Source organism: Companilactobacillus versmoldensis DSM 14857 = KCTC 3814 (assembly GCF_001434295.1).
GTDB classification, from domain to species: Bacteria; Bacillota; Bacilli; order Lactobacillales; family Lactobacillaceae; genus Companilactobacillus; species Companilactobacillus versmoldensis.
In genome coordinates this window covers 1-7542 of the sequence record NZ_AZFA01000038.1, presented here as the reverse complement: position 1 = coordinate 7542, position 7542 = coordinate 1, and the positions used below count along the sequence as shown (strand labels likewise).

6 protein-coding genes are annotated in these 7542 nt (G+C 36.4%); all 6 read right to left on the bottom strand.

Annotated elements, in window-relative coordinates; translation table 11 throughout:
* Nucleotides 1-259 precede the first annotated feature (259 nt).
* The 6 genes from FC27_RS11195 to FC27_RS11170 all read right to left on the bottom strand — a co-directional run bounded on the left by FC27_RS11195 (nt 260) and on the right by FC27_RS11170 (nt 7094).
* Nucleotides 260-2314, bottom strand: coding sequence for an LTA synthase family protein (locus tag FC27_RS11195; RefSeq protein WP_010625625.1), 2055 nt, complete (start codon nt 2312-2314; stop codon nt 260-262).
* Nucleotides 2311-3366: a lysylphosphatidylglycerol synthase transmembrane domain-containing protein gene (locus FC27_RS11190; RefSeq protein WP_010625624.1), complete on the bottom strand. Its 1056-nt coding sequence runs from the start codon at nt 3364-3366 to the stop codon at nt 2311-2313. The genes FC27_RS11195 and FC27_RS11190 overlap by 4 nt, the downstream gene beginning before the upstream one ends.
* On the bottom strand, nt 3366-4400 hold the full coding sequence (locus FC27_RS11185; RefSeq protein ID WP_010625623.1) for a glycosyltransferase family 4 protein: 1035 nt from the start codon (nt 4398-4400) through the stop codon (nt 3366-3368). The genes FC27_RS11190 and FC27_RS11185 overlap by 1 nt, the downstream gene beginning before the upstream one ends.
* Nucleotides 4393-5592: a glycosyltransferase family 4 protein gene (locus tag FC27_RS11180; RefSeq protein WP_010625622.1), complete on the bottom strand. Its 1200-nt coding sequence runs from the start codon at nt 5590-5592 to the stop codon at nt 4393-4395. The genes FC27_RS11185 and FC27_RS11180 overlap by 8 nt, the downstream gene beginning before the upstream one ends.
* Nucleotides 5593-5803: 211 nt before the next feature.
* Nucleotides 5804-6298, bottom strand: a complete 495-nt coding sequence (locus FC27_RS11175) for a QueT transporter family protein (RefSeq protein WP_010625621.1) — start codon at nt 6296-6298, stop codon at nt 5804-5806.
* Between the two features lie 145 nt (nt 6299-6443).
* Nucleotides 6444-7094, bottom strand: coding sequence for a deoxynucleoside kinase (locus tag FC27_RS11170; protein WP_040521474.1), 651 nt, complete (start codon nt 7092-7094; stop codon nt 6444-6446).
* Between the last annotated feature and the right edge of the window lie 448 nt (nt 7095-7542).

Below are 7542 nucleotides of genomic sequence, written 5' to 3'. Positions count from 1 at the left end.
GCCTTGACTCCGTTGCGCTCTCCGTGACAACAAATAATACTTTACCAATTCAGCCAGCCACATGCAAGTGTTTTTTCAAATTTTTTGTAATTTGATTTCAAAAACACTTCTACCATCTTGAATCGATGATCATGAACTGATTCTTTGACGTCCATTAATGTATCATATCCCAGAACTTTTTGTCAGCGATATGCCTATTAAGTTTCTAATTATAGCTACAAAAAAAGGCATCCCTAGTTGGGATACCTTCGCAGTTATTCTATTTAAGTTCAGGCGCATCTGTTTGATAGAGGTCCATCAAGGACTTGTTATCATTTTGCGCAAGGATACTTGTCCCGTTCTTTGTCCGGGCTTTCTTGAGTTTCTTCAGTGCCGTAGACTTCTTATAGCTATAATCCTTCTTATCGACCTTGGTGAAGTCAGTTGGGTTATAGAACCTCAGTAAGTCTCCATTGATCACACGATCGGATAACGATAGTTCCGTCGTTACTTTATTGGATAGCTTAGACTTCTCAGCTGAAGATATCTTCTTATCCACTTTACCTGTCTTAGTATTGTAATAAGTACTCCCGACCTTAGTTACATCTGGAGATACGAAGTTACCATTCCTAAAGGCAACTAATTGCGAGTGCTCTGGAGATAGTAAATCACTACCAAATTGAATCTTATTGCTATCATCGACACCTAATAAGTTCAATAGTGTTGGTAAGACATCGATCTCACCGCCATAAGTATGGTTGATTCCACCCTTAAGCCCATCCATGTGGATCATGAAAGGTACTCTTTGATACTGAGCGTTATCAAAATCATTGAAATTCTTGATTCCAGTTATCTTAGACATTGCCTTCTTATGGTTATCAGAAATTCCGTAATGATCACCATAGAAGACAACCATACTTGTCTTATCTAGACCAGTAGCCTTCAACCAATCCATAAATTCACCGATGGATTGGTCCAGATACTTAGCAGTTTGGACATATCCATCAACGGTACTGTCGCCAGTGTCAGTCTTAGAAATACTTTGGTTCTTCTTATCCAAAGTATATGGGTAATGGTTAGTAACAGTAATCAATTTAGCATAGAACGGTTGTGGCAACTGTTGGATATACTGAGCTGAATCACGAAGGAAAATCTTATCCTTCATACCATAACCAATGTTATAACTCTTCTTCTGCTTATAGTAGTTATTACTGAAGAAGTAATCATAGCCCCATGATTTGTAAGTATTATCACGGTTCCAGAAACTTGGTACATCCCCATGAAATGACGCTGTCGTGTAACCTTGTTGATCAAGGATAGCGGGAGCGGCCTGGAAAGTATTAGTTGTCCCATCGGTAACCATAGCGGCACCTTGAGGCAGACCAAACAACGAGTTCTCAAGCATCAATTCCGCATCGGCAGTCTTACCTTGTCCAACTTGGTTGAAAAAGTTATCGAAACTTAAAGTGTTATTCTCGTGGTATATCTTATTCAAATTAGGCGTGACCTCTTGACCATCCCATTTGTAATCAATTAAATATTGCTGGAAACTTTCCAAATGGATGATAAAGACATTCTTACCCTTAGCTACACCAGAATATTCAACATTTGGTTTCGCATAGTTAGCTTTCATATAATTCTTGATTGAATCCAGATCTGAACTCTTAGCCTTTGACTTGACTGCACTAGTCTTGGTCGTCTTAACAACATCATAGACATTGAAGGCATTCAAACCGAGATATTTAACAATGTAGTTATTATCAAAAGTTCTGGTAAGTAAACCTGAACGGTCACTTTCAGCTAATGTCAAATTAGCCCCAAACAATAAGGCAGCTAAACAGCTGACCAAAATTGGGATTCGCCACTTAAGACGTTTAACATCCATCCGGATGACTCTAAAGGATAATAACAGTATTAGGACTAACACATCTAGAAAAACTAAGAAATCAGTCGGTTCAACGATACCCATGATACTTTTACCAAGGTTGTTCGATACAGAACCCGAACCCTTGATCAAGATCATTGTCAGGAAATCAGAGAACTCACGATAGTACAGTATATTCGAGAACAGCCAGACTGAATCAAGGAAATCAATGATCAGTAGAAAAATATATGACTTTCTACCCTTCATATAAAGGGCTAAACCAAACAGTAACAACATTACTGGTATTGGATTAATCACCATTAAAAACGTTTGGAGTGATCCTTTGACACCCAAATTGAATTTAGTGGTATATGCGTAGACGGTTTTTATTGTGTAAAGTACTACGGCTAAGATCACAAAACCCAATCTAGTATTTAAAAAATTTGAAAAGCTTTTAATAATACGCTTCATTTGTTTTCGCTCCATAATTTTGCTTTAGCATCATGCTTTATTTTTTTAAGCTTTGGTTTTTTTAGTATTCCAATAACCCCTAAGAACATTCCGAAGAAATAAGTTATAAATCTCCATAAAAACATAGCTAAAATTAATCCCGAAGCCGATGGAATAAAGCCACTAAATAAGGCTTTAAAACTAACTTCCGCCCCACCAGTACCACCAGGCACTGGGAAAATCGATGTGATCATAACAATCATGATCTGCATCACTACCACATCTAATAAGTTGATATGGTGCACATTCAATGATAGTAAAACAAAATAAACAACTAAATAGTATAGAAGTAATTGCAGGAAGGTTAAAATTGCTGCTTTAATAACTTTTTGCTTTTCCTGCTTTAATACTAAACTTTCTTTATAGAAACTATCAATACCTCTTAGTGATGATTGTAAAATCTGCTCACGTTTCTCTTCTTTTAAGAAAAATAAGATTGGTTTCAAAACAGCTTGGACCATTTTCTTAGTGAAACTGTAATAGTACATAATCATCAGTAAAAATGAAATTGTCACAACGTGAATCACTAATCCGAAGAGGATCATCAAGGACAAGCCTGAAAAATGCTTCGCAACATTTTCAAAACTGACGATCATCGCAACCACAAAGTTGATCAGCACCATCCCTTGATAAATAACAAACTTCATTAAAAGAACGGAACTTGCACGACCACCATCAATTTTTGATTGCATCAAACCAACTAACTGAGCTGGTTGTCCACCAGAAGAAAAAGGTGTGATGGCATTAAACAATGCTTGGATCAATGGGATCCGATACATTTCCCACCAATTAAAACGACGATCTTCTTTCTTTTTTAACAACGTATGTAATACCCATGCTTCAACTGCATAGGATAATAAGATTGATAAAAAGGCAACGCCCAACCAGAAAAAGTTCAAACTTTTGAAGGTGGATAGCATAGATTCAAAATTTATTTTTCTAGCTTCCCACCAAAAGATGCCAGCACTGAGCCCCAGCATTACGAATAGTGCAAAAATATTTTTTCTACTCATTATTCATCCTGTTTATAGATTTTATATTGATCATTGTAAAATTCATACCAAATCTTACTAAGATGATCCTCTGAATAGTATCCAGATGCTTGGCGTGACTTCTCTTGATAGTCTGACAAGATATTTCTATTCTGACTAGCCCTCTTAATGAAATCATCCATTTCCTGACGATTTTCAGCCGGTTGATAATAACCATCAATTATTGCTTGATAAAGTTCAAGGTTTCTTAACAAGACCGGCGCCCCACAGCTAAATGCTTCCAAAACTGACATTGGAAATAGTTCATCATATGAAGGCAATAAAAAAATGTCACAAATGTTATAGTAGTTCACTAAATCATTTCTATCAACAATCCCCGTAAATTTCATATTATCGGGAGCATTATCGATCATTGATTTATAGCGGTCATAACCATCAGTAATTTTACCAAACGAAAATCCACCAGCCCAAATGAACTGGATCTCAGGATTAGCTTGAGCTAACTTATAAAAATCATCGATTCCCTTACGCTCCTGAACCTGGCCATCTCCGAAGACGACAAATTTATCTTCAGGAATATTCAATTTCTCGCGGAGTTTTCTTTTCTCGTCAGCGGACTTTTCGTAGAAGTTTTCCGTTGACACAAAGTTAGGGATATATTTGATCTTGTCTCTGTCCAAACCATGGGCAACTAATTTATCGATAAAAGTGGGATTGACCACTACGATCTGGTCCATCCGTTTATAAAAACTAATAACATACTTATAAAAAATACTCCGAAACAACTTAGGAAGTTTAATACTGCCTTCAAGTGTTTCCGGTAAAAAATGAACATATCCAATTTTGCGGCCACGTTTTTTTGAAAAAGTTGATAAATAAAAGCTAGGATTGATCGTATGATAATGACTCAGATCTGAACGTGAATATTTGTTGATCCGAATATCAAAATCTTTACTAAATCTAGTTTTCAATAAATTGATCAGTTCAGTATATGCACTACCTACTCCCTGACCGGCTACTTTATCAGCTGTTGAAAACATGGTTATTTTAATCATTTGAATACTCCTCTGGATCTATTGTTGAATTCGACAATTTCTCGCGAACATAATACTCTTGTGCTCCATGATAAAAATTAATGATAGAGTCACCGAATTTATCAGAAGAAATATTATATAAGATACGTTGTCTAGCATCGCGATCATCAAATGAATTCGGATGCTTGAGATAAGCTAATATTTTGGGGACTAATTGATCATCTTCATTGAAGGTCACGCCGACCGATGGATCAGTCAATAATTGATCAGTATAAGGTGCACTCCGAACAACTATTTTTAAGCCTGAAGCGATTGCTTCTAAGTATGTCAATCCTTGCGATTCAGTATCACTCGATGAAACAAAAATGTCCGCCATATGGTAATACGGTGAAATTTGGTCATGTTCGACTTCACCAGTAAAAATAACACTATCGCTGATACCCAGGTCATGAGACATTTGTACTAGCTCATCCATGTCGGGTCCGCCTCCAACGATGACCAACTTAATTTCAGGATTGACTCGCAATAACTCTGGCATCGATCTTAATACGTGATCGATTTTTTTCTCCAAAGCAATACGACTTAACATCAAAATAACTGGTGTATCTTCTGCGATACCTAATTTCTCCCGAACGGAGGTCGCATCAACTGGCTTGGTGTATTCGGACAAGTCTACACCTGTTGGGATAATCGTGATTGGTGCTTCGATTTGATAACGTTCCAAGGTCAATTTCACCTGTTTACTTGGTGCAACGACTCCTGAGGCATTCTTGATGAACATGCGAGACATCTGTTTGACGTGATATGGTTTCAGCAAATGTCCATTTAATACGTAGTGCAAATAATCTTCATACATGGTGTGATAAGTGTGTACGAATGGTATATTAAGTTGTTTTGCAACAAACTTACCTATTAATCCAAGTGAAAATTCTGTTTGTGTGTGAATTACATCTATTTTGAGTTCCTTAGCCAAGTCGACCGCATGAAACATTCCCCGAATGGCGATACGCCGATCAGTAAATGAGATAAACGGTACACTACCTAAACGAAAAATATTTGGTTCAATTGTTTTTTTAGGAACAATAGGATCAGTCGTAGTGAAAATATAAACTGAATGTCCTTTACGTTCCAAATCGTTTTTTAAGGTTTGTATGGAGGTTGCTACTCCACTGACTTGAGGGAAATATGTATCGGTGAAGATTCCGATATTCATGAAAACATCTCCTCATAAATTTATCAAAGCTATCAAGTGAGAAGACACGGTCATCGGTAACCGTGATATATCGTCTTGAATAGAAACTTTGTCTGTACTAATTAAGTCTTGAACGTTCATAAATCGTGTCCAGCAAAGTACTCCCCCTGCTGAATGGTTCACATAGAAGATTATAACAAAAAAGGAGGACTGATTTCCCCCTAAGTAGTGCTTATTTGATTATTCTGCTAAAATTCTTATTCTTCATCAAGAAATAGAAAATCACTGCACCAATCACAACGACTACAAACTCACCAATAGCAACAGTTCCAACTGTTGCCCAATATGGTATCTTCGAAACAAAATACAATTCTGCTCCAACAATCAAACCATTGACGACTGCACAAATTACTGGAACTAACCATAATAAGTAATTACGGTTGTTGATCAAGACAATTAATAGACAAGCAACAGCAGTAGCAAGAGTTCCAAAGACTAAATCAGCTGCCCCTAAAGCAGGACTGAATATGTTTGAAATCAAACAACCAATAATAAGAGACCAGCTGTATTTTGGATTATAGAAGGCTAAAAGCATCAATATCTCTGAGATTCGAAATTGAATCGCTCCAAATGAGAATGCTGAGATGCCAGGAGCTAAGGTTAAGGCAACGTATAAGGCTGCTACGATAGCTAGACGTGTGATATCTCTAGTTTGTAATTTTTTCATGATATGAAATCCCTTCACTGTTTTATTAACACAGGTTACCAGTGCAAACTGTCAATTAAATATGTTAACGTTTTTGTTATTTTTAAGCAAATAGAAAAAAATGCCGTTCAAATTAATGAACAGCATCAAAATTATCTTCCAGCTATTAAATCTTAGGTAGTAGATTACGTTCATTAAGTTTTGTGTCGATTTGATTTAAAACGATTTGTAAGTCATCTTCATTTTCGACGTAATCTAGTTGATCACCATTGATCTTCATTTTTGGACTGTAGTCATATTCGTCATACCAGTCATCATAACGACTCAATAAGTTATGGTAGTATTCGGTCAATGTTGGGTCTTGTTCTGGTTGTTCATAGTCACGGCCACGCTTCTTGATTCGTTTGATCATTGTGTCATACGAGATATCAATATGAATCAACAAATCAGGTGCCTTCTTAGCAGCCGCATATGGTAATTCTTGCATCATGTTGGCAAGTAACTCATCATAGACCTTCACTTCTTGTTGTGTGGCTCTACCCATGTCAGCATTCATATGGAAGAACAAAGCATCTTCATAGATCGAACGATCTAAAACATTATTGTCATCTGCTAACGCCTTCTTGATTGACTCAAAGCGTTTGTTTAAAAAGTAGATTTGCAATAAGAATGCGTATTGCTTGGGATCTTTATAAAATAGTGGCAAAACAGGATTGTCATCCACCTGTTCATAAAAAGCTTCCGTCCCTAAATGTTTTGACAAGATTGTTGCTAATGTACTTTTACCAGCACCAATAGTGCCACTTAATACGATCATCATTATATTCCTCCATCTAATCGAAAAAAATCAACGAGTAATATCTTACCACTTCAGCTATATGTTGTATATACAATTCAAAAATATTCCATATATGGTGTTTAATTACCGTTTACAAGACCGCTAGATCAATGTTTATAGTAGTTACGACCATGAAAAAAAGTCTTCACGCACTGTGAAGACTTCTTTCGTCAATTCCTTTTTCGTTCCAAAGAATATGATACCAATGAAATATAACAATGAGGTTACGATTCGATTTCTTTATAACTTTTTTAATAGAATTTAAAGTGTGTTTAAGTATGATCTCTTAAATATAAATCATTAACAGCATCAAGACATAAAAAAAGACCTTCAATCGAAGGTCAGATCTTTAAAGTTTTCTTATCTCTAATACCGGTGATCGGGGTCGAACCGATACTCCTTATACAGGAACGGGATTTTGAATCCC

Excerpts from the sequence above, each read along its gene's own strand:
- FC27_RS11185 (WP_010625623.1), bottom strand. The coding sequence starts at position 4,400 with ATGATTAAAATAACCATGTTTTCAACAGCTGATAAAGTAGCCGGTCAG.
- FC27_RS11175 (WP_010625621.1), bottom strand. The coding sequence starts at position 6,298 with ATGAAAAAATTACAAACTAGAGATATCACACGTCTAGCTATCGTAGCA.
- FC27_RS11180 (WP_010625622.1), bottom strand. The coding sequence starts at position 5,592 with ATGAATATCGGAATCTTCACCGATACATATTTCCCTCAAGTCAGTGGA.
- FC27_RS11190 (WP_010625624.1), bottom strand. The coding sequence starts at position 3,366 with ATGAGTAGAAAAAATATTTTTGCACTATTCGTAATGCTGGGGCTCAGT.
- FC27_RS11170 (WP_040521474.1), bottom strand. The coding sequence starts at position 7,094 with ATGATCGTATTAAGTGGCACTATTGGTGCTGGTAAAAGTACATTAGCA.
- FC27_RS11195 (WP_010625625.1), bottom strand. The coding sequence starts at position 2,314 with ATGAAGCGTATTATTAAAAGCTTTTCAAATTTTTTAAATACTAGATTG.